Source organism: Haloarcula sp. CBA1129 (assembly GCF_008729015.1).
Lineage (GTDB): Archaea > Halobacteriota > Halobacteria > Halobacteriales > Haloarculaceae > Haloarcula.
In genome coordinates, this window is the sequence record NZ_RKSM01000001.1 from 3,325,640 (window position 1) to 3,352,201 (window position 26,562).

The 26,562-nt window shown below is 60.5% G+C and carries 26 protein-coding genes, 1 tRNA gene and 1 pseudogene; 22 read left to right on the forward strand and 6 right to left on the reverse strand.

Annotated features, from left to right (window positions below):
• Positions 1 to 2: 2 nt before the first annotated feature.
• The 3 genes from Har1129_RS16940 to cheB are packed head-to-tail and all read right to left on the reverse strand — an operon-like array spanning position 3 to position 3,909.
• On the reverse strand, positions 3 to 812 hold the full coding sequence (locus Har1129_RS16940) for a protein-glutamate O-methyltransferase CheR (RefSeq protein ID WP_151101903.1): 810 nt from the start codon (positions 810 to 812) through the stop codon (positions 3 to 5).
• Entirely contained in the window at positions 809 to 2,800 is a 1,992-nt protein-coding gene (cheA, locus tag Har1129_RS16945) for a chemotaxis protein CheA (protein ID WP_151101904.1), read from the reverse strand. Before cheA ends, Har1129_RS16940 begins: the two co-directional genes overlap by 4 nt.
• Positions 2,801 to 2,802: 2 nt before the next feature.
• Positions 2,803 to 3,909 carry a chemotaxis-specific protein-glutamate methyltransferase CheB gene (gene cheB / locus Har1129_RS16950; RefSeq protein WP_151101905.1) on the reverse strand — a complete coding sequence of 369 codons (1,107 nt, stop codon included), beginning with the start codon at positions 3,907 to 3,909 and terminating at the stop codon, positions 2,803 to 2,805.
• Between the two features lie 170 nt (positions 3,910 to 4,079).
• Between cheB and Har1129_RS16955 the strand changes: the two genes are divergently transcribed.
• The 6 genes and pseudogenes from Har1129_RS16955 (at position 4,080) to Har1129_RS21005 (ending at position 7,828) form a co-directional block, all read left to right on the forward strand.
• Positions 4,080 to 4,514 (forward strand): chemotaxis protein CheW, encoded by a 435-nt coding sequence (locus Har1129_RS16955; protein WP_151101906.1) that lies wholly within the window; start codon positions 4,080 to 4,082, stop codon positions 4,512 to 4,514.
• Between the two features lie 88 nt (positions 4,515 to 4,602).
• Positions 4,603 to 5,328: an ATPase domain-containing protein gene (locus Har1129_RS16960; RefSeq protein ID WP_151101907.1), complete on the forward strand. Its 726-nt coding sequence runs from the start codon at positions 4,603 to 4,605 to the stop codon at positions 5,326 to 5,328.
• A 156-nt stretch (positions 5,329 to 5,484) separates the two neighbouring features.
• Positions 5,485 to 5,820, forward strand: coding sequence for a helix-turn-helix domain-containing protein (locus tag Har1129_RS16965; protein ID WP_004515272.1), 336 nt, complete (start codon positions 5,485 to 5,487; stop codon positions 5,818 to 5,820).
• Between the two features lie 83 nt (positions 5,821 to 5,903).
• Positions 5,904 to 6,179, forward strand: a complete 276-nt coding sequence (locus tag Har1129_RS16970) for a hypothetical protein (protein ID WP_151101908.1) — start codon at positions 5,904 to 5,906, stop codon at positions 6,177 to 6,179.
• Positions 6,180 to 6,403: 224 nt separating this feature from the next.
• Positions 6,404 to 6,820 (forward strand): annotated as a pseudogene (locus tag Har1129_RS21000) (archaellin/type IV pilin N-terminal domain-containing protein); the annotation flags it as partial.
• 15 nt (positions 6,821 to 6,835) lie between these two features.
• Positions 6,836 to 7,828: a hypothetical protein gene (locus Har1129_RS21005; RefSeq protein WP_370455449.1), complete on the forward strand. Its 993-nt coding sequence runs from the start codon at positions 6,836 to 6,838 to the stop codon at positions 7,826 to 7,828.
• A 558-nt stretch (positions 7,829 to 8,386) separates the two neighbouring features.
• Here the strand turns inward: Har1129_RS21005 and Har1129_RS16980 are convergent.
• Positions 8,387 to 8,983 carry an archaellin/type IV pilin N-terminal domain-containing protein gene (locus Har1129_RS16980; protein ID WP_151101910.1) on the reverse strand — a complete coding sequence of 199 codons (597 nt, stop codon included), beginning with the start codon at positions 8,981 to 8,983 and terminating at the stop codon, positions 8,387 to 8,389.
• Positions 8,984 to 9,071: 88 nt separating this feature from the next.
• On the opposite strand from Har1129_RS16980, the gene Har1129_RS16985 reads away from it, so the two are divergent.
• The 10 genes from Har1129_RS16985 to flaJ all read left to right on the forward strand — a co-directional run bounded on the left by Har1129_RS16985 (position 9,072) and on the right by flaJ (position 18,873).
• Positions 9,072 to 9,641, forward strand: coding sequence for a hypothetical protein (locus Har1129_RS16985; RefSeq protein ID WP_151101911.1), 570 nt, complete (start codon positions 9,072 to 9,074; stop codon positions 9,639 to 9,641).
• 150 nt (positions 9,642 to 9,791) lie between these two features.
• On the forward strand, positions 9,792 to 10,151 hold the full coding sequence (gene cheY, locus Har1129_RS16990) for a chemotaxis protein CheY (protein ID WP_004515265.1): 360 nt from the start codon (positions 9,792 to 9,794) through the stop codon (positions 10,149 to 10,151).
• On the forward strand, positions 10,152 to 11,369 hold the full coding sequence (locus Har1129_RS16995; protein WP_151101912.1) for a chemotaxis protein CheC: 1,218 nt from the start codon (positions 10,152 to 10,154) through the stop codon (positions 11,367 to 11,369).
• Positions 11,369 to 11,890 (forward strand): chemotaxis protein CheD, encoded by a 522-nt coding sequence (locus tag Har1129_RS17000; RefSeq protein ID WP_151101913.1) that lies wholly within the window; start codon positions 11,369 to 11,371, stop codon positions 11,888 to 11,890. The genes Har1129_RS16995 and Har1129_RS17000 overlap by 1 nt, the downstream gene beginning before the upstream one ends.
• Before the next feature lie 240 nt (positions 11,891 to 12,130).
• A complete protein-coding gene (locus Har1129_RS17005) occupies positions 12,131 to 13,801 on the forward strand; it encodes a FlaD/FlaE family flagellar protein (RefSeq protein WP_151101914.1) in 1,671 nt (556 codons plus the stop codon).
• Positions 13,785 to 14,222 (forward strand): flagellin, encoded by a 438-nt coding sequence (locus Har1129_RS17010; RefSeq protein ID WP_151101915.1) that lies wholly within the window; start codon positions 13,785 to 13,787, stop codon positions 14,220 to 14,222. Before Har1129_RS17005 ends, Har1129_RS17010 begins: the two co-directional genes overlap by 17 nt.
• A 1-nt stretch (position 14,223) precedes the next feature.
• Complete coding sequence (locus tag Har1129_RS17015; RefSeq protein ID WP_151101916.1) at positions 14,224 to 14,676, forward strand: CARDB domain-containing protein; 453 nt, start codon at positions 14,224 to 14,226, stop codon at positions 14,674 to 14,676.
• Positions 14,673 to 15,434 carry an ATPase domain-containing protein gene (locus Har1129_RS17020; protein ID WP_151101917.1) on the forward strand — a complete coding sequence of 254 codons (762 nt, stop codon included), beginning with the start codon at positions 14,673 to 14,675 and terminating at the stop codon, positions 15,432 to 15,434. Before Har1129_RS17015 ends, Har1129_RS17020 begins: the two co-directional genes overlap by 4 nt.
• Before the next feature lie 14 nt (positions 15,435 to 15,448).
• Positions 15,449 to 17,122 carry a type II/IV secretion system ATPase subunit gene (locus Har1129_RS17025; protein ID WP_151101918.1) on the forward strand — a complete coding sequence of 558 codons (1,674 nt, stop codon included), beginning with the start codon at positions 15,449 to 15,451 and terminating at the stop codon, positions 17,120 to 17,122.
• Positions 17,123 to 17,124: 2 nt separating this feature from the next.
• On the forward strand, positions 17,125 to 18,873 hold the full coding sequence (gene flaJ / locus Har1129_RS17030) for an archaellar assembly protein FlaJ (RefSeq protein WP_151101919.1): 1,749 nt from the start codon (positions 17,125 to 17,127) through the stop codon (positions 18,871 to 18,873).
• Between the two features lie 265 nt (positions 18,874 to 19,138).
• On the opposite strand, the gene Har1129_RS17035 is transcribed toward flaJ, so the two are convergent.
• Positions 19,139 to 20,236, reverse strand: a complete 1,098-nt coding sequence (locus tag Har1129_RS17035; protein WP_151101920.1) for an aminopeptidase — start codon at positions 20,234 to 20,236, stop codon at positions 19,139 to 19,141.
• Positions 20,237 to 20,455: 219 nt separating this feature from the next.
• Between Har1129_RS17035 and gnd the strand changes: the two genes are divergently transcribed.
• Positions 20,456 to 21,400 carry a phosphogluconate dehydrogenase (NAD(+)-dependent, decarboxylating) gene (gene gnd / locus Har1129_RS17040; RefSeq protein ID WP_305037546.1) on the forward strand — a complete coding sequence of 315 codons (945 nt, stop codon included), beginning with the start codon at positions 20,456 to 20,458 and terminating at the stop codon, positions 21,398 to 21,400.
• Positions 21,401 to 21,418: 18 nt separating this feature from the next.
• Here gnd and Har1129_RS17045 read toward each other — a convergent pair whose 3' ends face one another.
• Positions 21,419 to 21,868 (reverse strand): type IV pilin, encoded by a 450-nt coding sequence (locus tag Har1129_RS17045; RefSeq protein ID WP_151101922.1) that lies wholly within the window; start codon positions 21,866 to 21,868, stop codon positions 21,419 to 21,421.
• Positions 21,869 to 22,013: 145 nt separating this feature from the next.
• On the opposite strand from Har1129_RS17045, the gene Har1129_RS21290 reads away from it, so the two are divergent.
• From Har1129_RS21290 to Har1129_RS17070, 5 genes are all read left to right on the forward strand, one after another.
• Entirely contained in the window at positions 22,014 to 22,598 is a 585-nt protein-coding gene (locus tag Har1129_RS21290) for a 2Fe-2S iron-sulfur cluster-binding protein (protein ID WP_151101923.1), read from the forward strand.
• Positions 22,599 to 22,647: 49 nt separating this feature from the next.
• Positions 22,648 to 22,720 (forward strand) — tRNA-Arg (locus Har1129_RS17055).
• A gap of 483 nt (positions 22,721 to 23,203) precedes the next feature.
• Positions 23,204 to 24,088, forward strand: a complete 885-nt coding sequence (locus Har1129_RS17060; RefSeq protein ID WP_151101924.1) for an NAD(P)H-binding protein — start codon at positions 23,204 to 23,206, stop codon at positions 24,086 to 24,088.
• Between the two features lie 53 nt (positions 24,089 to 24,141).
• Positions 24,142 to 25,044 (forward strand): NAD(P)-dependent oxidoreductase, encoded by a 903-nt coding sequence (locus Har1129_RS17065; protein ID WP_151101925.1) that lies wholly within the window; start codon positions 24,142 to 24,144, stop codon positions 25,042 to 25,044.
• Positions 25,045 to 25,156: 112 nt separating this feature from the next.
• Complete coding sequence (locus Har1129_RS17070) at positions 25,157 to 26,554, forward strand: selenium-binding family protein (RefSeq protein WP_151101926.1); 1,398 nt, start codon at positions 25,157 to 25,159, stop codon at positions 26,552 to 26,554.
• The last annotated feature ends 8 nt before the right edge of the window (positions 26,555 to 26,562 follow it).

Sequence of the window (26,562 nt, forward strand, 5' to 3'; positions counted from 1 at the left end):
CGCTACACACGCCGGTAGATGCGGTGTCGTTTGTCGACCGCTTCGAAGGACTCCCGACACTCTGCGGGCAGCGTCTCGGTCATGCCGATCATGAGATAGCCGCCCTCGCGGAGCGATCCGCGGATCGTCTCGAAGATGGGGACCTTGAACTCCGAATCGATGTAGATGAGGAGATTCCGGCAGAACACGAGGTCGAAATCGCGCTTGGGGTCGCCTCGGATGAGGTCGTGTTGCTCGAACGTGACCATCTCCTTGACGCGGTCCCGAACCTGAAACGTGTTGCCGTCCTGCTCGATGTACTCCGTGTAATCGTCCAGTGGCTCCAGTTCATCAGCGATGTCGGTCGTCTGGGAGGTCGCGTAGGTCCCGTCGCGGGCCTCTTCGAGGATGTCGGCGTTGATGTCCGTTGCTGTGATCTCGATTTTCCGGGCATCGATGTCGGGGTCATCAAGCGCCAGCATCGCCGCCGAATACGGCTCGCGGCCGTCGGCACTCGGGGCCGACCAGAGCCTGACGCGACGGTTGTTCTCAGTGAGTTCTCGGAGGACCGGGCGTAGTCGCTCCCACGCGTCCGGGTTCCTGAAGAAGCCGGTGACGTTGATCGACAGCGAATCGAGCAGTTCCTCGCGCTCGCCGTCGTCGCGTTCCAGCAGCCGCTGGTAGGACTGGTAGTCCTCGATGTCGGTCCGGCGCATCCGCGCGGTGATACGGCGGTCGAGATACGAGTCGTTGTAAAAGCCCGACTCGAAGTCCATCTCCGCGCCGATGAACTCCACGAGGTCCTCGAAGGTGCGTTCGCTGCCTTTGTTCATAGGGTCACCACGTCGAGGATGTGGACGATGTTCCCGTCGCCCAGTACGGCCGTGCCCGAGAGGCCGGGCGTGCCCGAGAGGATGCCCTCAAGCGGCTTGACGACGACCTCTTCCTGACTGTTGACAGAGTCACAGTGGAGCGCGACCTGCCGCTCGGATTCGCGTATTCGGACGAGCATCCCGTCGCCGTTGGCCGTCTCACCCTCGATGTCGAAGGTGTCGTCGAGGTGGATGACCGGGTAAATCTCGTCGTTGTGCTTGATGACCTCCTGACCGTTGACCTGTTTCGCCTCCTCCGTCCCGGTAATCTCGTCGACGTTCTTGATGGGGACGCCGTACTCTTCGCCGCCGACCTTGACGAACAGCACCTTGACGATAGCCATCGTCACCGGCAGTCGCAGCGAAACAGTCGTCCCCTCGCCCGGTTCGGAGTCGACGCTGACCGACCCGTCGAGCTGGGAGACCGTGTCGTGGACGACGTCCATGCCGACGCCACGCCCACTGGTGTCGGTCACTTCGTCGGCCGTCGAGAAGCCGGGATGGAACACGAGGTCATACACCGCGGAGTCGTCCATCGCGTCCAGTTCTTCGGGCGAGCGGACACCCTTCTCGACTGCTTTCTCTCTGATCCCTTCCACATCGAGTCCAGCCCCGTCGTCTTCGACCTCGATGATGACGTGGTCCCGCTCGCGGGAGGCCCGGAGCGTGATGTTGCCGGTGCGTGGTTTGCCCGCCTGTTCGCGCTCCTCGGGCGACTCGATGCCGTGGTCGACAGAGTTCCGCAGGATGTGCATCAGCGGGTCCGAGATCTCGGTGAGGATGGTCCGGTCGAGTTCGATATCCTCGCCCTCGATCTCGAACTCGATGTCCTTGTCGAGTTCGCGCGCGAGGTCGCGGACGAGTCGCGGGAACTTCCCGACGACCTTCTTCAGCGGAATGAGCCGCATGTCCATCACGGTGTTCTGGAGGTTCGCCGTGATCTTGTCCAGTTCGTTCAGCGTCTCGCCAGTGGAGTCGAGGTCGTCTTTCTCGACGCCACGCCGGAGCTTGATTCGGCTCGTGACCAGTTGCTCGACGAGCCCGTGAAGGTCGTCGAGCTGGTCCACGTCGACACGGACGGATTTGATCTCGTCGACGCTGTGTTCCTCTTCGGCATCGGTGTCGGGGTCCGAGCCTGCGTCCGAACCCGTGTCAGTGTCCTCGACAGCATCGGAGCCGGTGTCTGCCTCGCTCACCAGTTCGTCGGTCACGTCAGTCACGTCGAAGCTGTCGACCTTCCCGGTCGTTCCCAGCTCGGCGTCGACAGTCGCCGCGTCGGGCCCGTCGAGATACAGGACGAACGTGTCCTCGAACTCGCCGTCCTCGATGTCGGCGCGGCTCGGGCTCGAATCGAGAATGTCGAACCGCCCCTCGATGGACTCGACGGCTAGCATCGAGTCGACGCCGAGCATGTCCGACTCTCCGACGCTGATTTCGGCCTGCAGGACTCGCTCGTCGACAGCGTCGCCGTCGATGGCGACATCACTGACGTTGGCATCCGTGGAGAGCGATTCGTCGCTCTCCGAGTCGTCGCTGTTACCTGTCGTTTCGGTGTCGCCCGCGGCGGCAGCCCCTTCTTCGAGGACGGCACGGAGCTCTTCGACCATCTCGTCGGTCTCTGTCCCCGATTCGCCGTGCTCTTCGATCTCCCCGACGATGACCTCTATCTGGTCGACGCCGGCGAAGACGAGGTCCATCAGGTCCGGCGTGACCTCCATCTCGCCTTGGCGCATCTCGTCGAGCAAGTCTTCCATCGCGTGCGCGAGGTTCGCCGCGTTGTCAAAGCCCATGGCTCCGAAGTTGCCCTTCAGCGTGTGGGCTGTCCGGAAGATCGAATCCATCGCCTCCGTGTTAGAGGGGTCGGATTCGAGTTCGAGCAGTGAGTTGTTGAGTTCGGTTATCGCTTCTTCACTTTCACGGATGAATGCGTCTAAATACTGGTCGTCCATTGTCAGGTCACCTCAGTGGTAATCGTGTCGATAATGCCGTCCGCAATGTCGTCGATAGGCAAGACAGTGTCCACACAGCCCGTCTCGGCGGCGCGTTTTGGCATGCCGTACACCGCGGACGTGGCCTCGTCCTGTGCGATGGTCTTGCCACCGGCCTGCTTGATCCGCCGAATCCCGTCCGCGCCGTCCTCGCCCATCCCGGTGAGGATGAGGCCGACGAGCGGGTCGTCGATTGTCTCCGCGGCCGTCCGCATTGTCACGTCGACTGCCGGACGGACACTGTTGACTGGCTCGTCCTCTGTCAGCTTCGTCCGCAGCCGCCCGTTCCGGTAGTTCTTGACCTCCATGTGCCGGTCACCGGCGGCGACGAGCCCCTCGCCACCGCCGATGCGCGCCCCGTCTGTGGCTTCCCGGACCTCGTAGTCGCTTCGTGTGTTGATCCGCTCGGCGAACCGGCCGGTGAACCCCTCCGGCATGTGCTGGATGATAAGCACCCGGAGGTCGGCCTCGATGGGAAGGTTCTCCATTACCTGTTCCACCATCTTCGGGCCGCCGGTCGAAGAACCGATGACGAGCGTCGGGTTTGAGACGTATGTTGTCTGGGTCGACGCCGTCCCGGACGGGCTTCGGTCCGTCGCCGATCCGCCGGTTGTTGTCGGAGCCGTGCCACCGCTGCTTGTCCCGCCGTCTTTGCCTGTCGCGCCGACGTCGACCGCTGCGACGGTGCTGACCATCTCGACCAACTGGTCTTTCAGGCGGGACATCTCCATCGACACCTCGCCACCGGGCTTGGTGAAAAAGTCGACCGCGCCCTTATCAAGTGCCTCGAACGTCACATCGGCGTTTTCGTCGGTGTGAGCTGACAGCATCAACACCGGTGTCGGAGACTCCGCCATGATCCGCTCCGTTGCCTCGATGCCGTTCATTACCGGCATCTCGACGTCCATCGTTACGACGTCGGGTTGGTGTTCGATAACGGCCGACACTGCCTCCTCGCCGTCACGCGCCTGCGCGACGACATCGATGCCGCCATCACTGAGGATATCAGAGATGACACTCCGCATGAAGTGAGAGTCGTCTGCGACCACGGCGCGGACACCGTCTGCCATATCACCAACGCTCCCGTCGGCTAGGAGACATCGGCGAACGAGACATCCTCATACCTACTTCCAACTCCCGTCCGGCCCCGAAATAAATACTCCGCCCACGTAATCAAAGTTGATAGCCCAGCAGGCACCTTTATGCGCCCCTATCCGCGAGAGTTTGGATAAGAACCGCAATGGCAGCACAGTCAGCCACCACCGGCCAAGTGCTCGAGTTCCAGCTCGGCTCGGAAACGTACTGCGTGAGTATCGACTACGTGACTGAGATCGTCGACATCGGCGAACTCACGTCCGTCCCGAACGCCCCGTCGCATGTCCGTGGCGTCATGGACCTTCGTGGGCGCACGACATCAATCGTCGACCCAAAGGTCGTCTTCGGCATCGGAGACGAGGGCGAGGAGAAGCGCATTATCGTCTTCGACCCGGAGATCGTCGAGGAACAGGGTGCGGCCGGCTGGCTTGTTGACGAGGTGTATCAGGTCGTTCAGGTCACGCCGGAGCAGGTCGACCAGTCCCCCGCGAACGACGCCGGCTCGATCCGGGGCGTCATCAAGCGAGATGACAGTTTTGTTATCTGGGTGGATCCCGCCGTCGTCCACGCTGGTGACTGATTCCGGTTTGTTTAGCGACACACCAGCAAGACTTTTTAACATTCCCGACAGAGAAGTATCTAATCAACTTCCAGTTCCTTCCGAAACTATGATTGAGCAAACCAAAACGGGGATTGAAGGCCTCGACGACATTCTGAACGGTGGTATTGTGAAGAACTCGACGACACTGGTGAGTGGCAACCCCGGAGCCGGAAAATCGATCCTCTGTCTCCAGTACATCTACAACGGCGTCGAAAAGTACGACGAGAAAGGTATCTATCTCTCCTTCGAGGAAGACGAGTCGGACCTCCGGGAGGCCGCCGAATCCATCGGCTTCGAAAACTGGCAGGACCACGTCGACAATGGCGACATCAAGGTGTACGACAAGCAGGTGCTCCTGCGCGAGAACGACTTTACGTCCTCGCTGGATATTTTGCTGGAAGAACTCGAAGACGGCGACTACGACCGGCTGGTGCTTGACTCGCTTGCCATGTTCGAACTGTTCTTCGAGAACGAGAAGGAGAAACGGACGTATCTCCTGAAGTTCACTGACATCCTCAGCGACAGCGGCCTCACGACGCTGATGACCAACGAACAGGGGGCCGTCTTCCCGGACACCGATATCGGGCTGGAGAACTACCTGACCGACGGTAACATCTACCTCATCCAGACGCCAACTGATACCGGGGTGAACAGGTACGTCTGGGTCGCCAAGATGCGAAAGCAGAACATCGAGACCGACATCTATCCGATGGAGATAGACTGGGGCGGCATCGACGTCCACCAGAACGCCAGCGCCTTCTCGATGATGAGCGAGGAAGAATCACCAATTTAGGAACAGGAATAGGTCATTATTACTCCATAGAACGACGGATACAGACACACAGAACGCTATTTTCGCACGAACGTCCCGCAGTGCGTGTTTGCCCCTCCTTCACTCGATATCACAGGCGATAGCTTTATTATCGACTGAATTTATGATTTGATAACGATGGATTCAGGGGAGATTCTTCAGACGCTTGGCAATAAATACAGTGCCGAAATCCTCGACGCGACGGACGAACCGGTCTCCGCACAGGAGCTCAGCGACGAACTCGGAATCCCCATCGCGACGTGTTACCGACGGATCGATGAACTGACCGAGCATGACCTACTGGAGCTACACGACAATATCCTCTCTGACGACCGCCGTCGTATCAAGGTGTACCGGCGCAATGTCGACGAGGTCCGGGTCGACTTCGACGACGAACTGACTGTGCACATCGAAGAGCGGTCGGAAGTGACCAACAAACTCGACGAGGCGTGGCGGACCCTATCTGAGCGATAGAGCCTCTCAAACTGCCGTTATCACGAAAGATATTTTCGAGGGTGGATTTAATAACGGGTTCGCTGTAGCACTGTACAGTGCTAATGATAGAACTTCTCTATGCCATATCGACGTTGGTGTTCGTCGTTGCCGGACTGACAATGGTCGGGATGGCCATACGGGCGTACATCCAGACCTCCCGACAGGCAATGCTCCACCTTTCAGTAGGGTTCTCGTTGGTGATCGCGGGGGCTGCCGCCACGATGATCAGTGCATTCGTGAATAACTTTCAGGGTGTGCGGTCGCTTTTGCTCGTCAACAGCGGCCTGACGACGTTCGGGTTTCTGTTTGTGATGTACAGTCTCATCGCGTACGAGTGAGGGACAACTGGATCGCCCCGCCAATTCGATTTTCAATACTGATTTCGCTTGTAGTGCCGCTCTCATCATCGGCCGAAATACGCCGTCAAATCGGACAACGCTGCTATCGATAACTGGCACCTCACCCGCCTCAAACCCTCATTATCAAGAGTAAAAATTTGAGGGATGATGTTATTAGGTGGTACGTATTTGTTCCGATAGGGTCAGAGCGACCCGGACTACACATGTTCGAACGTATTACAAATCCAGAAGACCGAGGCCAAGTGGGTATCGGGACCCTCATCGTGTTCATCGCGATGGTGCTCGTCGCCGCAATCGCGGCAGGCGTCCTGATTAACACTGCTGGCTTCCTGCAGAGTTCAGCTGAACAGACCGGCCAAGAAAGTAGCGACCAAGTGACCAACCAGATTCAGGTAGCGTCGAAGATTGGGTCTGTTTCTGGAAGCGGTCCAACAGACACCATCGTATTCGATAGCTCAGGGGCAAGCTCAGACTCCCACGGTGAGTTCGCAATCGACGACGGGTCTCAAATGGATGTCCTCGTCTCTGAAGACGGTGATGGCAGCATTGTTCTTACTGCAGCCAGCAGTAACGAGATTGCTGTCGAAGATGGTGACACCCTTACTTTCACGAAGGCAAGCGCCTCCTCAGTGGAAGTGCAGAACGATGCAACCGGTGCATCGATCACTGTTGACACCAGCGAAGACCTCTCGATAGATGCTTCGAACGCAGCTACCAGCGCTGATAGCATCCGTCTCCAGCGTACCTATGAGGACCCGATTAATGGAGAGGTCACTCTACAAACGTTGAAGCTAACGGACAGCGACGCAACTCCCGCTGACCAGACTCTCCCGATAGAGGTTAGCGAAAATACCGAGCAGTACATCCCACTTTCCAGTAGTTCATCGACCGATCAACTGCTGGTCAGTGATGGTGAGGTGCTGACTGCTACGTCGAACACTGTTGACGCTGCGGAACTTGCGCCCAGCGGATCCGGTGGCGCTCTCGATGTCGACGCTGGCGACGAAATCCGCTTCGATGTCGTCTCCAACAATGAAGTCGAGGTAATTAACGTCGAATCGGGGGCATCATTCACCTTCAACCCGTTCGAAAACGAGCTCTCTGTCAGCAGCGATACCATCGAGTTCGAGAACGGAGATGGTGACACTATCACCGTCTCAGGCGGAGGGGCATTCTATGGTCTCGAACCTGACGACGTTGACAGTGGTATCACCATCACTCAAGGAACCGCTGCGGACTCCGCACTCCTCGTGAACGCGGAGTACAACAGCGGCGGCGGCGGCGTCTCTGAAATCAGCATCATCGCGATCAAAGGCTCCGGTGCGGACCAGATCAACCTCGAACAGACGACCATCACCACGATCGGCCCCAGCGGCACGAACACGCTGACCTACGGCGGCACCAGCGCCTCCCAAGGTGAGACGTTCGGCGTCCAGGCCGTTCAGGACGAGGATGAGTCCCTGCCGGTGATGACCGACGCTGACCGCTTCCGCATCATCGTGGATCCCGGCACGCTCGAAACCGGCGCGACGATGACGCTTGAAGTGACGACAGAGTCCGGCGCGACCACGGAAATCCGCGTTAGCGTGCCCAACACGCTATCGGGCGAAACCGCAGTGCAGGTCTAAGGCTTCTTTCGACTGCAGCAGTTTTTCTCTCTGTTTTCCACCCGCGTAGCGACAGCCATCGCGTGTGGTCGTCTAGACGACTCCTGCGTTGCTTCGACATTGCGGTGGGCATACGCGATGTGCTGCGTTCCACCACGACGTCTCTGTTTTCACGCTACTACCTGCCCGGTTCGCGGCGACGAGTGAACCCACGCCGGGATTAGTAGAACGTGGCATGGTCGGACAGGGTGGCCTCGGACACGTCAGCAACGCTCGCGTACTGCTCGCCGTCTTATTCTCGTCTCCGTACTGTGACGTGGGACGACGCCACCGACAGCGCAGCGAACCGCGTCGGCCTGTGGCAGCGCTGCGAAAGCAGCATGATGTCGTTCCTCGCCCACGTCGTCAGGGGCGAGTGCACCAGTCCACGTGTGACTGAACGACGACGTGTCTCGATGTGGGTGTCTGCCACCGGTGAACTGGTGGGCGTCGAAAGCCTCCCTGTCGGTCCACCTCTCGCCGGAGCGAGTGAGCCATCATACAGTTCGATAGCGTTCCGACCGATGCCGCGGCTGTCCGTCAGACGGCGACCGTCGTCTCCCCGTCGAGCGTTGACGGGACCGATACCCGAACCGTCGTCGTCGCGCCGTCGGGCGACAGCAACCGTATCGTGCCGCTCTCGCTGGGCTGGAGTTCTACCCCCGTCAGCGCTGCGAGGTCGATACGCAGCGCCGCCCGGTCGCTTTCGTCGTTCAGAATCCCCCGTGAGAGCGAGTCGTCGTCGTCCGAGAGCGTAGTAAGTGAGATCTCGGTCGAGGAGCCCACCGCCGCGTCGGCCCCGCTTCCGATTGTCGTTCCGACGACGACATCGTTGAGGTCCATGTTTCCGCCCCCTTCCGCTCGCTTCACGACGAGTGTCACCGCCTCGACGGTGTTGCCGGTAGTGTTGACGTGACCCGTCGTACCGATGACTTCGGCCCGTGCGACGACTCGGTCAGCGCTCTTGTCGCTGGCCGTGGCCGCGTCGGACTGGAACCCGCCGACCACCTCGAACAACACGCCAGCTGTCGCCGCGGCGATCAAAAGCGCCGCGATCAGGAGGATTATCGACCCGACAGAGCTCTGCGCCCGCCGTTCGCTGGCCGTTCGCTCCCCTCGCTGATTCGGTGCGCTCACAGTGTATCGATATCCACGACCAGCCAAAACCGTGTCGGCTACGCTGAGCAGCGACGGAATTATATCACTCCCTCTCTCATATATCGCCATGGCCTCGGGGTCAGACGAACCGAATCCGGAAGACGGCAAGATACTCTCCCCGGAGGAGCTTGACATTGCGGACGACGAACACGTCACAGAAATAGACGAAGGCCGCTATGTCGTCTCCTCAGACGTACGAACCGACGATTCCTACGGCAATCAGGTTTCGTCCGACCCTGCACCGGAACCGGAACCCGAACCGGCTCCGGAACCCGACACACCCGAGTTTACTGACGCGAACGTTCACGAGTGGCTCGCCGAGCAGATGTCGGAATCAAACAGCCGCTACGGGTTCGACGTGACCGCAAAGTTCGACGGCAATGTCGATCAACAACAGGTCGTGTCCAACGATATCATCACTGCGTTTGAGAGTTTCATGCTCTGGTACGGGCGGCAGATGGATGGGTCAACGTCAGTGGAAAACGTGCTCGGTATCTTGCTCTCTGAGTCGAATGTCCCGGTAAAACATCCGCCCGAAAGCTTCAAGCGGATGGTACAGTCGACCGGCCTCTCGCCTGACGACAGTATTGCTGATCTTGTTGCGGCTATCGAAGCGCGAGACGGCGCAACCTTCTAGCGCAATCGTCTGTAATTGCTGTGCGGTTGCGCCAGTCGTTGCGGACAGAATCGGCGCGCAGTTGCTTGGTTTTGGAACCTGCCGATATCACACGCGATAATTTACGGGACACCTTTATCTAACTCATCACGATATGTAGGCTTGATAGGCATGCCAGACGTACTGATCGCCGACGATTCAGAGTTTATGCGTAACCTCCTCCGCGAGATTCTCGAAGAAGACCACGAGATTGTTGGGGAGGTCGAGAACGGAGTCGAAGCTGTGGAAGTGTTCAAAGAAGAAGGCCCGGATCTGGTCATGATGGACATCGTGATGCCCATCCGTGACGGTATTGAGGCCACGGACGAGATCAAATCTTCTAATCCTGACGCGAACGTTATCATGTGTACAAGTGTCGGTCAGGAAGAGAAGATGAAGGAGGCCGTGAAAGCGGGGGCTGACGGGTACATCACCAAACCGTTCCAGAAGCCCAGTGTGATGGAGGCTATCGAGGACGTCGTCCCCTCATAGATGAACGTCGATATTCAGTCGCTCGGCACGTTCAATCAACTCGCTCACGAGGGAGCGGAACAGGCCACCCAGTCGATGTCCCAGATGACGGGCATCGACGCCGTCGTCGACGTGACCAAGATCACGCTACTCGACAGAGCGGATGTCGGCGAGGAACTGGCCGGCCGTGACTTCGTCGGGGTCCAGTTCTCTTTCGATGGCGTTCTCGAGGGCGATACTGTTCTTGCCTTCGATGTGGACAGCGCCGGCACGATCACCGAAGAGATGATGCCCGGCAGCAGCGAGGACGAGGCGATGGCTAGGAGTGGCATCGAGGAGATCGGTAACATCATGATGAGCGGGTTCATCGACGGGTGGGCCGACTACGTCGGTGCGACTATCGACCACTCGCCGCCGGAGTACATCGAGGAGTCCGGTGGTGACGTGCTCCCCGATGCACCCGAGAACGGCGACCATCAGCAGGTGTTCGTGTTCAAATCGGAGATCGAGTGGATCGACGAGTCGGTGAACTTCTACATCTACATGCTCCCTGAGTACGAATCGCTCACGGAGATGATGGTGGAGCACGTCGATACGGACGGCGACGCCATCCCCATCGACAAGCTCCAGACGTTCAACGAGATGACGACCAGCGGCACCCAGAAAGCTGCTGACAACGTCGAAATGATGACCGGTATCCCGACGACGGCGGAGGTGACACAGATCAGTTTCGCCCCCATCGAGGACGTGCCAAAGCAGATCGGCACGGACACGTTCGTCGGGACAGTCGTCGAGTTCACCGGGACGCCCAGTGGCTACCTCATGGTGCTGTTCGACGAAGTCTCGGCGATCAACGTCGCGGAGGCGATGATGCCCATTGAGATGGACAGCGACGAGCTAACCGACCAGCACAAGGCCGCCATCGAGGAACTGGGGAACATCATGACGAGCGGGTTCGTCGACGGCTGGGCGAACGTCCTGCAGACCTCAGTCGAACACACGCCGCCGCGGGTCGTCCACGATATGGGGCGGGCAATCATGGACCCGCTTGCGGCACAGGTCGGACAGTATCAGGAGCACGCGTTCATCATCGACTCCCAGATGCAGACTGATGACATCGAGTTTCAGGCTGAGATTCACGCCCTGCCCAACGAAAAAGAGTTGCGCGCCGCCCTCAACGACCTCGATGTCGAGCGAGCGACTGAGACGGGCGCGGACGTCGAACAGATATTCAAATAATGAAAGTATACGATGGTAGTCAAACAGAGAGTCCCGAACAGAGTACTCCGGAGCGTATCAAAGTCGGCATCGCGGAGTACAAGGTGACTACAGAGCCGGCTGTGCTGACCACGAGCGGGCTGGGCTCCTGTATCGGGATTGCGCTATACGACACCCGGAACACGGTGGCCGGGCTCGTTCACGTCATGCTCCCGTCGGCGGCAGATATTGACGGCGGCAACCATGCGAAGTTCGCGGATACGGGCATCGAAGTGCTCATCGAGGCCATGGCGGATGCCGGGGCGTCGACGGAGGCGATGGAGGCCAAAATCGCCGGTGGGAGCGACATGCTCGACTTCTCCGAGAACGGCTCCTCCATTGGTTCGCGTAACGCCAAGAAGGTGCGCGAGACGCTGGATGAACACGGCGTTCCCGTTGTCGGCGAAGACCTCGGCGGTGACCACGGCCGGTCCGTCAAGCTCGAAGCGGACACCGGCAATCTCATCATCAAAAGCGCGAACACGGACTCAATTACGCTGTGACGTGTGCGCGTCGGATCGTGTGTGGCTTCGGGCGTCAGACGAGTGACTGCCGCTCGTCTGCCGGGGGCGCACTGACACGCTCTGTTCACCGACCTGCAGTTCGAAAGTAACCTGAAATGTAAGAGGCTAGTACTTGGACTGTTAATTTACTGTATCTGAGTCGGGAAAATGGGATATTATTATCAAATATGATACGCTAAGGGGAATATTGAAGAGTAGAAACAGCATGAGATACAAGAGATGAGTAGTCTCGCTCTCGTGCCACTGGCCCCAGCCGTCTCACCGGAACTGGTTGGACTGGTGCCCGCCCTCTTTGTCCTCCTGACCGGCGGGCTGGTTGGTATGAGCATCAAGAATATGTTCGACTCGATCCTGTCGGACGACGAGAGCGGGGACGCGAATGAGGGCGGCGGTAGCGGCGAGATGGCCGACGGCGGCGGCCTGATGGCTGATGACGGCGGTGGCGACGATCTTGGCGGTGGCGGCGGTGACGACCTCGGCGGTCTCGGTGGCCTTGACGACGGCGGCGACGACATGGGTGGATTCGGTGACGACGAGTTCGGCGACATGGAAGACGCCAGCGGGCCCGATACCGACGAACTGGAACACCGTCTCGACGAACTGGAAAACGAAGTCGGCAGCCTCTCCTCGACGGTCAACACGGTTCGGACGGAAAACGAGAGTATCTCCGAGTCCGTCGAAGAAACTGAGGAGAACGTCCGGAAACTCCTCGACATCTACGAGATGGTCACCCGTGGCGTCAACCCCTTCGCCGACGATGTCGACGGCGGCATGGGCGGCATGGGCGAGGGCGGCGGCTCCTTTGGCCTGTTCGACGATGATGGGAGCGACGACACCGAGAAGGATATCGACGACGATGTCGCCAACGCCGATGCAGAAGGGTTCTTCGACGAAGATCTGACGGAGGACACTGGCGGTGACATGTCGATGGACGACGGCGGCGTCGACGATATGTTTCCCGACGACGGTGGCGACGACACGGGCGGCTTTGAGGACGACGGCGGGTCGTTCGACGAGGAGTTCGACGACTTCGACGACACGGAGGACGACATGAGCATGGACGATGGGATGAGCATGGACGACGGGGAGAGTATGGACGAGGACAGCGACGACGGCGACGGCGGCAAATCGTTCGCAGAGCTCAAAGACGAGTACGAGTCCGGCGACGCCGAGTGGGCCGAGGGCGAGGAACCCGAGGATGACGCGAGCGACGACGATGACCTGCTTGGCGACGACGATGACGACTTGCTGGCTGACGAGGACGACGACCTGTTAAGCGAGGATGATTCGGACGGCGATGCAGGCGGACTGGAAGACGACGACCTCTTCGACGAAGTCATTGAGGACGACGGGCTCGATGACGCCGAGGCGGCTACGGAGGCTGAGCCAGAGCCCGAACCAGAACCGGAGCCGGAACCGGACCCAGTCGCGGAGCCAGAGCCCGAACCGGAACCCGAACCAGACCCCGAACCGACTGCCACACAGACTGACACGGCGGCTACCGGGAGCACCGACGAGGCAGCGGTAAACGACGGCTCGGATGCGGACGACGACGGGAAGCCGTACCTGTCGACGATGCCGGAGGGGTTCGCTGCGGACCTCATCATCGTTGAGTGGCTGGAGTTTCTGGTCCAACACTCGGGCTATCGCGAGACGGCCCGCGCTATCGACTACTACGAGACTATCGACTGGATCGATGAGTCGGTCGCGGACCAGCTCAAGGAGTACCTCCGCGGCTTCAACGACGTGAACGACACCGGGGATGGGCTGTCTATCGACCACCACACAGAGAGCTTGCACTACATCTCGCAACTCGACAGTGACAGCGGCGCTGACGCCGTTGCGCTCTCGAAACTGGTGGGGGGTGGTTCCGATGGGATTCAGCGTTAGCGGCTCGGCGGCCATCATTTTCGTGGCCGCGTTCATCGGCTTCGGGATGTTCTACTCCGCGACCGCAAACAGCTTTGAGCGCGTCACTGACGCCCGCGAGGACCAGCGCGACCAACTCCTCGACCAGCAGAATACCGAGATCTCGCTCGTGTCGGCGACGTGGAACAGCAGCGGGAACGAAAACCTCGTTGTGACCGTCGACAACACCGGCTCGGAGACGCTGTCGGTCGAAGAGACCGACCTGCTGGTCGACAACGACTACCGTACGGGCTACGAGACGTCCGTCGGTACTGACGACGCGACGGATATCTGGGCGTCACAGGAGCAATTAGAGATTACCGTCTCTTCGCTCAGCAGCCAGCCCAACCGGGTGAAAGTCGTCACCGAGAACGGCGTTGCTGACACGATGGTGGTGAGCTAACATGGCGAGCGTCTCCGTCTCACACCTGATCCTATTCATCGCGTCGATGGCTATCGCCGCGAGCGTGGCCGGCGTTTTTACGACCAGTATCGGCGAGCTGAGCAACGCTGTCTCGGAACAAGGGCTGGATGTAAGCAGTGACGTTCGGACCGACGTGGAGATAATCTCCGACAGCGGCAGCAACAATATCTATGACGACAGCAGTGAGACAACCACTATTCACGTCAAAAACACTGGTTCAGAGACGTTGGCCCCGGTTCCCGGACAAATAGATGTGTTCGTCGATGGGGCCTTCGCCAGTGATTACGCGGTGGCACTGGAGCCCAACGGCGGTAACAGCTGGCGGCCCGGCGAGGTCGTTCGCATCGACATCAACGGGAACCTCAACGGCGGTGACCACCGCATCAAACTCATCGTCAACGGCGACGAGGAGGTGTTTGAGTTCAACACATGAGTATCGCAAGTACTGACCTATTCTCGCTCGGACTGGACGACCACGACCGGCTGAACAAAGAACTGGGCGGCGGCATCCCGCCCGGTAGCATCATCCTCGTCGAGGGTGACTACGGGGCCGGGAAATCCGCCATGAGCCAGCGGTTCACCTACGGCCTCTGTGAAGAGGGTCACGAGGTGACCTACCTCTCGACGGAGCTGACTGTCGGCAGCTTCCTCGACCAGATGCACTCGCTGTCGTATGACATGGTCGATCACATCCTCGACGAGGAGGTGCTGTTCCTCCACGCCGACATTGGCGAATCGAACGCCCTCACCGGTGGTGATGAGCAGACCGACCGGAAAGAACTCCTCAAGCGGTTGATGGAGGCCGAAGTGATGTGGGATGCCGATGTCGTCGTCATCGATACCTTCGACGCCATCCTCCGAAACGATCCCAAGTTCGAAGCCCTCGTCCGACAGAACGAGGAGCGACAGGCCGCACTGGAGGTCATCTCCTACTTCCGGGACGTCATCTCACAGGGCAAGTGCATCATGCTCACCGTCGACCCGTCGACGCTGGACGAGGAAGCCATCGGCCCGTTTCGGGCCATCGCTGACGTGTTCATCGAACTGGAGATGATCGAGGTCGGCAACGACGTCCGCCGACAGATCAACGTCCTCCGATTCGCCGGCATGGGCGAGCAGGTGGGTGACACCATCGGGTTCTCAGTCCGTTCGGGGACCGGCATCGTCATCGAATCACGGAGCGTCGCCTAGAGGTGACATAAGATATGACAGACCATGGACGTGCGAAACCGTCGGATGAACTTCGACAGATGGCAGCGCGACGGCCCCACCTTCGGGACCACCTGAAGAAGTTCAAGCAGATTACCGGTGAGTTCCCGATGCTCATCGACGAGGCCGACGACGAGTACGAGACGAACCGGCCGAATGTGCTCTACCCGGTCGGCGGCCCCATCTTCTGTCATATCTACGGTGACGTGGGTCAGGATATGAAGTACTACGCCATCGAGCCGGAACTCGACGAGGACGAGCGGACTGTCTTCGGGAAGGTCCGCAACCGCCTGCTCCAGCGCAGCGTCAACAAGCCCGCGCCGGAGAACGAGGCCCAGTTCGACGACCGTATCGAAGAACTCCTGCAGGAGACCACCAAGGTCAGAGACGAGGACAGCGACAGCGGCGTCCTCACGCGGCTGTCGAACCTGACCGATGTGAGCAGCGTCGAGGTCACACAGGAGACCTACGAGAACATCCTCTATCGGCTGAACCGTGACATCGTCGGCCTCGGCCCGCTCGAGCCGGTCATGCGCGACCCGGCCAACGAGGACATTCACGTTATCGGCCGTAGCGAGTGCCACGTCGACCACGGCGTCTACGGCATGCTCGAAACCACTGTCGAGTGGCAAAGCGAGGAGGCCTTCGACCAGTGGCTCCGCAACATGGGCGAACGGATGGGCGACCCGGTCTCCGACTCGGACCCTATCGTCGACTCGACGCTCCCGGATGGGTCGCGTCTGAACCTCATCTACTCCGACGACGTGAGCCTCAAAGGCCCTTCGCTCACCATCCGTCAGGGCGATGACGTTCCGCTGTCTATCTTCCAGATTACCAAGTGGATGACGCTGTCGCCGCAACTGGCCGCGTACCTCTGGCTCTGTCTGGAAAACGAACAGACCGTGTTCGTGGTCGGGGAGACGGCGTCCGGGAAGACGACGACACTGAACGCGATCACCTCGTTCATTCCCGACGACGCGAAGATCTACACCGCGGAGGACACCGCCGAGGTGCTGCCGCCGCACAACACTTGGCAGCAACTACTGACCCGGGAGGGTGAAGACGAGGGGACCAGCATCGACATGTTCGACTTGGTCGCCGCCGCGCTGCGTTCTCGCCCCGACTACATCATTGTCGGGGAGGTTCGTGGTGAGGAGGGGCGGATGGCATTTCAGGCTGCCCAGACTGGCCACCCGGTGATGCTGACGTTCCACGCCAGCGACATCGTTTCGATGATCCAGCGCTTCACCGGCGAACCCATCAACGTCCCCGAGACGTTCATGGATGTCGCCGACGTGGCGCTGTTCCAGAACCGCGTCAAGCAGGGCGATCAGGTCCTGCGCCGCGTGACGAGTGTTCAGGAGATCGAGGGGTACTCGAAGGAGATGGACGGTGTCGTCACCCGGCAGGTGTTCAACTGGGACCCCGTCGAGGACGAGATCGTCTTCCAAGGGATGAACAACTCCTTCGTCCTCGAAGAGCAGATCGCGACGCTGCTGGGGTACGAGGACACGCGTGACATCTACGACGATCTTGAGTTCCGCGCGAACCTCATCGAACGCGCCATGCAGGAGGGGATTCTGGGGTATCACGAAGTCAACGACTTCATCTCTGACTTCCAGCGTGACGGTGTCGAAGGGATTCCGTTCAACATGGCCAGACCGGACTAACGATGGCACAGGGCGAAGCCGAGAGCGACCTTGACCTGACGATATCCGAGACGATCCAGTCGCTTCTGGAGTCCTACCGCCAGATGACGATTCCGCTAGAGCGGTATCTCCTTTTCATCCTGCTGCCGGCCGTCGCCTTCTTCATTATCTCCACAGTTGCCGCCTTTCTCATTGATGTCCCGATTGCGATCCGCGCGCCCATCCCGTTGCTTGGACTGCTGGTGATGGCATCAGCGGTTTTCTACCCAAAGATCCTGCTGAGCCAGCGCAAACGCGAACTCAACAACCGGTTTCATCTACTCATTACGCACATGACTGTGTTGGCGACGACGAAGATCGACCGGATGGAGGTGTTCCGAACGCTTGCCGAGGAAGACGAGTACGGCGAACTCGCGATGGAGATGCACCGTATCGTCCAGCTAGTCGACACTTGGAACCTGAGCCTCGACGACGCCTGCCGTCGCCGCGCCAAACAGGTCCCGAGCCGCGCCGTTTCGGACTTCTTCGACCGTCTCGCGTACACGCTCGGAGCCGGGCAGGGACTCGACGACTATCTCCTGACCGAACAGGAGCAGATCATCCAGCACTACTCGACGGTGTACAAGAGCTCACTCGACAGTCTCGAAGTGATGAAAGACCTTTATCTATCGATGGTCCTCTCGATGACGTTCGCGCTAGTGTTCGCCGTTGTTCTGCCGGTGCTGACCGGAACGAACCCGACGATGACCGTCAGCGCCGTCATCGTGATGTTCGTGTTCGTCCAGACTGGCTTCTATCTCGCTGTCCGCTCAATGGCCCCCTACGACCCGGTATGGTTCCACCCGGTCGACTACCCGTCGCCGATTGAGTCCAAGCTCAACAAATCGATGGCCGCCGGCGTTGGGCTGTCGATGCTGCTCGTGTTCATCACGCTTGGTGGGATGCTCGGCGTCTCGCCGGTCACGCTGAATGACATCTTTTTCATGTTCGACGAGGTGCCGTTGCCGATGTACGCTGCTGCGCCGATCACCCCGATGCTCATTCCCGGGCTCGTCTTCCGGCAGGAAGAACAGCGCATCAAGGACAGGGACTCGGAGTTCCCGAACTTCATCCGCGCGCTCGGTGCGACCGAAGGCGCGAAACAGTCTACCACCGGTGCGGTGCTTCGTACCCTCCGGAAGAAGGACTTCGGCGCGCTCTCGCCCAATATCGACAACCTCTACAAGCGGCTGAATATGCGAATCGAGCCGACGTCAGCTTGGCGGTTCTTCACCGCTGACTGTCGCTCCTACCTCATCCAGACCTTCTCCGAGATGTACCTCATCGGCCGCGAGATGGGTGGGTCGCCCAAGCAGCTGGGTGAGCTCATCTCCGAGAACATGAATCAGGTGCTGCAGTTGCGCCAGAAGCGCAAGCAGGCGGCGACAACGCTCGTCGGCCTCCTGTACGGGATGACCGCGGCGTCGACGTTCGCCTTCTTCATCGGCCTGCAGGTCGTCAACATCCTCGCGGATATGTCGCTCAATCTGAGCACCGGCAGTCGCCTCGATGCCGCCTCGCTCATCAACACGAGCGTCTACAACATCCCGCTCATCGAATTCCTGCTCATAATTATCATCATGTTCGGCGCGATGCTGTCGTCGCTGATGATTCGAACCGTCGACGGTGGCCACAACGCGAACACCTACATGCACTTCGTCGTCCTGTCGTGGATTGGCGCGATTACCGGGACGTTTACGAAGTGGCTGGTGTCGCAGTTCCTCGCCATCTAAATTTTTACTTCGGGGGGTGTCCTCGGCCGCAGTTCGGCCTGCGGGCACCCCCACTCGCAAAAATTTAGTACAAAAACGACCTCCGAGTCGCGGCCGCTGGCCGCGCTCGGAGTGAAACCGCTCGCTGCGCTCGCGGTACATCACAACAGCATCAGCACAGCCCTCGGCAAACCTGCCCTTCCCCGGGTCGCGCCACGCAGGGCGCTCCCGGCCCACGGCATCATGTCATCTATTCCCGGCCCACAGAACCGCAGTACAGCGACAGCTATCCCTCGAAGCCGTCTTCCCACCGGAACACGCCGTCTTTCTGGACGATTTCGCCGTCGACCTCTAGTCTGGAACCCTCACCCATCGTCGTGATGAGGTCCTCGTGGACGGCGCTGTCGTTGCCGGATTCTCCCTCGGGGAGACAGGCGTCGTACGCGCGCCCGAGTGCGAGGTGGACTGTCCCACCCATCTTCTCGTCGAAGAGGATGTTGTCGGTGACGCGGTCGACGCCGCGATTCATCCCGATGCCGAGTTCGCCCAATTGGCGCGAGCCGCCGTCGGTCCCGATGATTTCGTCGATGACTGCCTCCCCCTGCTCGGCCGACCAGTCGACGACAACGCCGTCTTTGAAGGTTAACTCGACGTTCTTGACGCGGCGGCCCTGAATCGTCATCGGCACGTCGAAGGTGACGACGCCGGCAGTGTCGTAGGGCGCGGTGAACACCTCGCCGGAGGGGAGGTTGTGTGAGTCGTAGGCCACGCTGGCGGCGGAGTTGACGGCGATGCGGCCGTCGATGAACAGCGTGATGTCCGTCCCGTCGGCGACGATACGGACCTTTTCGCCGTCGTCCAGAATTTCTTTCAGCTGGGCCTGTTCTGCCGCCAGCGCTTCCCAGTCGCGCAGCGTCGCGTCGTAGACGAAGTCCGCGTAGTCGGCGTAGGCCATGCCGGCCTGCTGGGCCATCGCCCGCGTCGGGTGCTGGGTCGACACCCAGTCAGTGTCCAACCGGGCCTCCCTGATTGCTTGTCTGGCTGTCGAGTACGCCTGCCGGCGGTCGCTGTCCACGTCAGCTGTCTCAGTGGTGTTTCTCGACCCTTTCAGGAACAGCACGCTGTCGGCCCGTTCGTACAGCGCCAGTTCGTACTCGGGGTTCTCGGTGAATGACTCGTCGTGGGCCTGCAGATAGGCCCGCGTGAGTTCGTCGGACTGGTACGTCGACAGGAGGTTCGCGCCACAGTCACCCAACTGTTCTGCCACGGCAACTGCGAGGTCGTGGGCTCCGTCCTCAACAGCCACGACCACATCGTCGCCCGCGTCGATGCGAGCGCTCCAGTCGACGAGAATACGAGCGTGTTCGCGTACGCGTTCGTCCATATTCCCTGCAGGAGTGGCCGGAACAAAACGGCGGTGGTCCCCGAACTGTCACGGACGATGTAATTGTATTCCGTAGATTTTTTGCGTTCCAGAACCGGATTACGCAGTGCAGTACGGGACGGCATTTGGCGATTGCTCCGCCACGACCGCTTCCGGGACGCCGGTTGGTGGCGGTACTATGACTGACGACGGCACGGGTGGTGTTCGTGCCACACTTTTCTGTCGAACCGCAATCCCTACCTGTTCGGTCGGCGACTCCTCGGTATGGAACTTGGCGTCATCGGACTCGGACGCATGGGCCGCATCGTCGTCGACCGCGTACTCGAAGCCGGCCACGAGGTCGTCGTCTTCGATATCGACGAGGAGAGCGTCGCCGACGCGGCCGAAGCCGGCGCACAGCCGGCGTCGTCTATCGAGGACCTCGCGGAGAAACTCGGCCCGGAGAAACGCATCTGGCTGATGGTCCCAGCGGGGGACCCGGTCGACGCTGCGCTGGACGAGCTGGCCCCGACACTCGGCGATGATGATGTCGTGGTCGACGGCGGGAACTCCTACTTCGAGGACTCGCTTCGTCGCGCCGAGTCGACCGACGCGGCCTACCTCGACTGTGGCACTTCCGGTGGTCCCGCCGGCGCGGAGCTGGGCTTCTCGCTGATGGTGGGCGGCCCGCAGTGGGCCTACGACGAACTGGTCCCCGTCTTTGACGCCGTCGCGACCGGCCCCGACGGCCACGACCGAATGGGGCCGGCGGGCTCCGGCCACTACGTCAAGATGGTCCACAACGGCGTCGAGTACGCGCTGATGCAGACCTACGGTGAGGGCTTCGAACTGCTGGCTAACGGCCGGTACGACCTCGATCTGGAATCGGTCGCCAACACGTGGAACAACGGGGCCGTCATCCGCTCGTGGCTGCTGGAACTCTGTGAGGAGGCGTTCCACGAGGAGGGCAACGACCTCGGCGACGTGGCCGACCGCGTCGAGGGCGGGTCGACCGGCACTTGGACCGTGCAGGAAGCGCTCGAACAGGAGGTTCCAGTGCCGCTCATCTACCAAGCGCTATCCGAGCGGTTCGGTTCGCGGGCTGACGACGGTCGCTTCTCGCGCCGCCTCGCCAGCAGACTCCGGTACGGCTTCGGTCGCCACGACGTCCCACGCCGGAAGTAAGCGTGCGACCGTGCCGCTTCAAGACTCGCTTACTGGAGCGGTGCTTTTTGCGAGTACTGTTGTCTGGTCGTCTCCGTGCCAGACGAGTCTGACTTCGGCTCCGCCCTCGACGCTAACGCTCGACTGATCGCCGATAGTTACCTCGCCGTCGTCATCGTCCCATCCCACTGTTGGTCCATCTGCCACTTCGATAGTAAGCTGCTCCGCGCTGATCGTCTCACCACCGTCGTGCGTCACGACAGCAACGACGCCGTCTGTCGTCTCCTCGTACTCGAACGTGAACGAGACCTGCGGGGCCACAGCTACGTCGCCCCCACTGCTACCCATGCCCAACACGAAGGACGCAATTACCGCCGCGACGATGATGATAATCGGAATCAGGATGAACAGGACGGCCATACCGACGCCCAGTCCGACGAGTACCTTTCCAGCGGTACCGAGATTGCTCCACGAATCTTTTAGTCCCATATGGTGTGCCATTAATTGAGGGAACTAAGTGCTATGGAAATTAATTGCACCCCAGCAGGCACACAGTCGTCTGATGCCCGGGCCGCTCGCGGGTGGCTGCGGGTGAAACAACAGCTAATTAAACCAGTATTCCATAGCCGTGCACATGGTAGAACTCGTTGGACTCGCCGCCGGGGCCACGCTTACCCTGATAGTGGTCGCGCTCCACTACGCCAAAGGGACCGGTTGGGAGGCACCGGAAGACATCTCCCAGGAGGTTCTGGAGCAGCGAGCCGCGACAGTCCCCGAGACGGACTTTCCGGAGCCGTACAACCGCTCTATCGGCGGTGGCGGTGCCACAGCGATTCCGGCTGGTGAGGCCGAAGGTGAACTCGGCGAGGGAGAGGAGGCCGAGGAAGAGGACGAGGGCTTCGACCCCGACGACATCGCCGACGACGAGGTCGAGTACTACGAAATCGAATTCGCCAAGGAAGGCGAGACGATCGAGGTCGCTAACAACGAGACGATTCTGGAAGCCGGTGAGGAGGAGGGCTGGGACCTGCCGTACGCCTGCCGTGAGGGTCAGTGTATCTCCTGTTCCGGTCATATCGAGGACGGCCCGGCGACGGACCACATCCGTCACAGCAACAACGACTCGCTGATGGACGACGACATGGAAGAGGGGTACTGCCTGACCTGTGTCGCGTACCCGACCAGCGAGTTCACGATCGAAACCGGCGAGTCTCCCTGACGCCCCGGTTCACAACCGTTAAAACAGACAGCCTGATACTACCTTTTGTGGGCGGCTAGTTCAGCGGACAGAACGCCTGGTTCCGGACCAGATGGTCGGGGGTTCAAATCCCTCGCCGCCCGTGCAGCGAACCCGAGTTTTACGAGCGGTGAGCGAACCGGCAGCGAGGATTTGAATCAGGGAGTGTAGCGGCGCGGAACGACCGTGGTTCAAATCCCTCGCCGCCCGCTTTCTCCGACGAACAGACATGAGATGCGAAAGCGGAACCGAGGATTTGAATCCTGCCAGTCGCGCGCAGCGGAGCGAGCACGTCTGGCTTCGGTTCAAATCCCTCGCCGCCCGTTTTTCGGCGAACTAATGTGAGCCGTGAAAACGGCCCGAGTATTTGCGAGGCGTTCGCGTGGTTCAAATCCCCCGCCACCCGCTATTTTACGACGAACAGACGTGAGGAGCGAAAGCGGAACCGAGGATTTGAACCCTGCCAGTCGCGCGCAGCGGAGCGAGCACGTCTGGCTTCGGTTCGAACCTTCCGAACCCGACGCCCGGCACTTTCGACCCGGGAATCGCCGCAACGTCCTTGGGGTTTCGACACAAGGTACGAACATATGCGTGTGCTCGTTGTGGGTGCGACCGGATTCATCGGACAGCGACTGGTTCGTTCCCTGAACGACGCAGGCCACGATGTGGTGGCGTTTTCCCGGAGCGCGAGCGAAGACTCTTTTCCTGACGGAGTCGAGCCGTTTGAGGGCGACCTTGGCGAACCCGACTCTCTTGACGGCCTCTGTGACAATGTCGATGTCGCGTACTACCTCATTCACTCGCTCACGTCCGAGAACTTCGCCGAGCTGGACCGGCGCTACGCTCGCCGGTTTGCCGACTCGGCGTCGGCTGCGGGTGTCGACAGGGTCGTCTATCTCAGCGGTATCAGCGGTGACGAGGAGAATCTCTCACCCCATCTGGCGTCGCGGCGCGAAGTCGAATCGGTGCTGGCGGAGGGGTCGTTCGACCTGACGGTACTCCGGGCGGCGGTCATCATCGGCCCGGAGAGCGCGAGTTTCCGGATCGTCGACGACCTGACCGACCGCCTACCGCTGATGCTCGTCCCCAAGTGGGTCCGAACACCGTGTCAGCCCATCGGCGTCGACGACGCGATCAGCTACCTCGTGGCGTTACTCGATGCCGATGCAACCCGCGGCGAGACCTACGATATCGGCGGGCCGTCGGTGTGGTCCTACGAGTCACTGTTGAAACTTACCGCGGCGGAAAAGGGCAAGCGGGTGTTTATTATCCCCGTGCCAGTGATGACGCCCGGCCTCTCCTCGCACTGGCTTCGCTTCACGACGGACGTGCAGTACGCTATCGCCCGGCCGCTGGCCGAGAGCATGCGGAACCCAGTCACGGTCGACCCGGCGATGAACCTGCAGGATGTCGTGCCGATCGACCAGACGCCGATTAAAGACGCCGTTCGACGGTCGTTGATGGCGTCGTAGGCAGCGACGGACTCTGCGGGACTGTTTTGGGGCTGTACCTAGCAGCCCTACGTATGCCCAAATCGGTCGCCGTCACTGGTGGAAACGGCCGCGTCGGCCAGCACGTTCTCGAATACCTGACCGCAGAGGGGTATCGCACGGTTAATCTTTCCCGTGGGAAACGCGAGGAGGACCGCTCAGACGTATACGTCAAAACTGACCTGCTCGACGCAGGAGAGGTCTACGGCGCACTCGCCAAATCTGACCCTGACGCAGTTGTCCACCTCGGGATGGTTCCCACGCCCGACCACTCGCCGGGGTATCGGACCTACGAGAGCAACGTCATGTCCAGCTATCACGTGCTGGAGGCTGCCGGCGAACTGGGCGTCGATACGGTTGCGCTGGCGTCGAGTTTCAGCGCCATCGGCGGCGGGTTCGAACCAGAGCCGATCACAATCGATTATCTTCCGGTTGATGAGGACCACCGCCTTACACCGTCAAACCCGTACGCAATGGGGAAACAGGCACTGGAGATCGCTGCCGACGGGTTCGACCGCCGGACCACAGACGCCCCGGACACTATCACGTCGTTGCGGTTCCCGTGGGTCGTTGACGACGAGCTGGTCCGGGAGACGTTCGTCGATGCCGACCGCACGCTCGCGGGCCTCCGTGCTTCCGAACACTTTCACACCCAGCGGAATACTCTGTGTGGCTACGTCCATGCTACCGACGCGGTCTCGCTGGTCGAGGCGGCGGTCGAGGCGACGTTTGATGGCCACGAGCGGCTCTGGGTGTCGGCCCCGGACACCAGCGCCGAGACACCGAGCGCCGAACTCGCGGCGGAACTGTACGCCGATGCTGACTACCGGGGGCCGACAGCCGACGACGAAAACCCGTATGCGGCGCTCATCGATACGACGAAAGCCGAGCGGCTGCTCGACTGGAAACCGACGTGGAGCTGGCGACAACTGGCGTGAAGCCGGCGGTGGCTCGTGCATCTATTCTGACGCCGCCATTACCGCGCCGCATGTAGCGGCCGTTTCGTCCGGAACACATTGCTAAAATGTAATGTGTGTGTAACTAACAGGCATGAGTGATACAGAGCACCCAGCCGAGAGCGGGACACACGATCACCACGAGAATCACGACCACGAGGGACCGGGGTACGCCACTCCGCAGGCCGCCATCGAGGAAGCCGAACCTGAACGGACTGCGTACGTGATGGGCCTCCACGTCGGGCAGGACGTCGACGCGCCGGACTTCTTGGCTGTCGTCGACGTGGACCCCGACTCTGACACGTACAGCGAGATAATCAACCGAGTCAAAATGCCGAACAGGGGCGACGAGCTCCACCACTTCGGGTGGAACGCCTGCTCCTCCTCGTGTCACATGGAGGGGCTGGAGCGCCGGCATCTCGTCATCCCCGGCCAGCGCTCCTCGCGTATCCATATCGTCGACACGAAAGAACGGCGGGACCCGGAGCTGACGAAAGTAATTGAACCCGAAGAGGTGTACGACCACGACCTCTCCGCGCCGCATACAGTCCACTGCATCCCCGACGGTGAGATCCTCATCTCCATGCTGGGCGACGCTGACGGCGACCTCCCCGGCGGCTTTCTGGAACTGAACGACGACTTCGAGGTGCAGGGTCGGTGGGACCCGCCCGGCGAGATCGAGATGAACTACGACTACTGGTACCAGCCCCGCCAGAACGTGATGCTGTCGACGGAGTGGGCGGCCCCGAAAACCTACTACCCCGGTTTCGACTTAGAGGATGTCGAGGACGGCAAATACGGGCAGCGGCTCAACTTCTGGGACTGGGAGGCCGGTGTCGTCGAGCAGACCATCGACCTCGGCGAGGACGGCCTGATTCCGCTGGAGGCCCGGTTCCTGCACACGCCCGAGAGCACACATGGCTACGTGGGGGCAGCGCTGTCCTCGAATATCATTCACTTCCATGAATCGGATGGTGAATATCACGCTGAACCGGTCATCGAGTTCGACGACCGCGAGCACGAGGGCTGGGATATGCCAGTCCCCGCTCTGGTGACGGACATCCTCATCTCCATGGACGACCGCTATCTGTTCGGCTCGAACTGGCTCCACGGCGAGGTGTGGATGTACGACATCTCGGACCCGTCGAACCCCCGAAAGGCCGATTCCATCTCTATTGGCGGTTACTTCGGCGACATCGAGCAGGTGCAGGGCCGTGATATCGTCGCCGGTCCACAGATGCTCCAGCTTTCACTCGACGGCGAGCGGCTGTACTGGACGACCTCGCTGTTTTCCTCGTGGGACAACCAGTTCTTCCCCGAGGAGGCCGAGATGGGGTCGGTGATGCTCAAAGCCGACGTGGACCCGCGGCGGGGGACGATGTCGCTGGACCGGGACTTCCTCGTGGACTTCGGCGACCTACCGGAGGGGCCGGCCCGTGCCCACGAGATTCGGTGGCCCGACGGCGACTGCACGAGCGACGTCTGGCAATGAGGACAAGG

What these genes read in the sequence shown, in the direction of transcription:
- Har1129_RS16940 (WP_151101903.1), bottom strand. Translation starts at nt 812, where the DNA reads ATGAACAAAGGCAGCGAACGCACCTTCGAGGACCTCGTGGAGTTCATC.
- cheA (WP_151101904.1), bottom strand. Translation starts at nt 2,800, where the DNA reads ATGGACGACCAGTATTTAGACGCATTCATCCGTGAAAGTGAAGAAGCG.
- cheB (WP_151101905.1), bottom strand. Translation starts at nt 3,909, where the DNA reads ATGGCAGACGGTGTCCGCGCCGTGGTCGCAGACGACTCTCACTTCATG.
- Har1129_RS16955 (WP_151101906.1), top strand. Translation starts at nt 4,080, where the DNA reads ATGGCAGCACAGTCAGCCACCACCGGCCAAGTGCTCGAGTTCCAGCTC.
- Har1129_RS16960 (WP_151101907.1), top strand. Translation starts at nt 4,603, where the DNA reads ATGATTGAGCAAACCAAAACGGGGATTGAAGGCCTCGACGACATTCTG.
- Har1129_RS16965 (WP_004515272.1), top strand. Translation starts at nt 5,485, where the DNA reads ATGGATTCAGGGGAGATTCTTCAGACGCTTGGCAATAAATACAGTGCC.
- Har1129_RS16970 (WP_151101908.1), top strand. Translation starts at nt 5,904, where the DNA reads ATGATAGAACTTCTCTATGCCATATCGACGTTGGTGTTCGTCGTTGCC.
- Har1129_RS16985 (WP_151101911.1), top strand. Translation starts at nt 9,072, where the DNA reads ATGGCCTCGGGGTCAGACGAACCGAATCCGGAAGACGGCAAGATACTC.
- cheY (WP_004515265.1), top strand. Translation starts at nt 9,792, where the DNA reads ATGCCAGACGTACTGATCGCCGACGATTCAGAGTTTATGCGTAACCTC.
- Har1129_RS16995 (WP_151101912.1), top strand. Translation starts at nt 10,152, where the DNA reads ATGAACGTCGATATTCAGTCGCTCGGCACGTTCAATCAACTCGCTCAC.
- Har1129_RS17000 (WP_151101913.1), top strand. Translation starts at nt 11,369, where the DNA reads ATGAAAGTATACGATGGTAGTCAAACAGAGAGTCCCGAACAGAGTACT.
- Har1129_RS17005 (WP_151101914.1), top strand. Translation starts at nt 12,131, where the DNA reads ATGAGTAGTCTCGCTCTCGTGCCACTGGCCCCAGCCGTCTCACCGGAA.
- Har1129_RS17010 (WP_151101915.1), top strand. Translation starts at nt 13,785, where the DNA reads ATGGGATTCAGCGTTAGCGGCTCGGCGGCCATCATTTTCGTGGCCGCG.
- Har1129_RS17015 (WP_151101916.1), top strand. Translation starts at nt 14,224, where the DNA reads ATGGCGAGCGTCTCCGTCTCACACCTGATCCTATTCATCGCGTCGATG.
- Har1129_RS17020 (WP_151101917.1), top strand. Translation starts at nt 14,673, where the DNA reads ATGAGTATCGCAAGTACTGACCTATTCTCGCTCGGACTGGACGACCAC.
- Har1129_RS17025 (WP_151101918.1), top strand. Translation starts at nt 15,449, where the DNA reads ATGACAGACCATGGACGTGCGAAACCGTCGGATGAACTTCGACAGATG.
- flaJ (WP_151101919.1), top strand. Translation starts at nt 17,125, where the DNA reads ATGGCACAGGGCGAAGCCGAGAGCGACCTTGACCTGACGATATCCGAG.
- Har1129_RS17035 (WP_151101920.1), bottom strand. Translation starts at nt 20,236, where the DNA reads ATGGACGAACGCGTACGCGAACACGCTCGTATTCTCGTCGACTGGAGC.
- Har1129_RS17045 (WP_151101922.1), bottom strand. Translation starts at nt 21,868, where the DNA reads ATGGGACTAAAAGATTCGTGGAGCAATCTCGGTACCGCTGGAAAGGTA.
- Har1129_RS21290 (WP_151101923.1), top strand. Translation starts at nt 22,014, where the DNA reads ATGGTAGAACTCGTTGGACTCGCCGCCGGGGCCACGCTTACCCTGATA.
- Har1129_RS17060 (WP_151101924.1), top strand. Translation starts at nt 23,204, where the DNA reads ATGCGTGTGCTCGTTGTGGGTGCGACCGGATTCATCGGACAGCGACTG.
- Har1129_RS17065 (WP_151101925.1), top strand. Translation starts at nt 24,142, where the DNA reads ATGCCCAAATCGGTCGCCGTCACTGGTGGAAACGGCCGCGTCGGCCAG.
- Har1129_RS17070 (WP_151101926.1), top strand. Translation starts at nt 25,157, where the DNA reads ATGAGTGATACAGAGCACCCAGCCGAGAGCGGGACACACGATCACCAC.